Below are 295 nucleotides of genomic sequence, written 5' to 3'. Positions count from 1 at the left end.
GCGGTCACCCGGCCGCCCGTCGCGGTGGCGGTCGGGCGAGCGGCGATCGAACCCGCGGGGATCGCGGCCGCTCGGTCGAGATCTGTCGATTCGAACGATTTTACCGCGTAACGGCGGTTTCCGTCCCGATTTCCCTGACGCTGATATTGTTAACATCTCCTGTTGTAAATACCCCTACTTATATTAATGATTATTCCTTATGACCAAATGATGTCAGAAGGTAGCACTCCGAACGGCGTCTCGCGACGGCAGTATCTCGCAGCCACGGGGGCGGTGGGGGCGGCCGGCCTCGCGG

Source organism: Halorubrum sp. Ea1, assembly GCF_002252965.1.
Taxonomy (GTDB): domain Archaea; phylum Halobacteriota; class Halobacteria; order Halobacteriales; family Haloferacaceae; genus Halorubrum.
Note: the sequence above shows the minus strand (reverse complement) of the source record.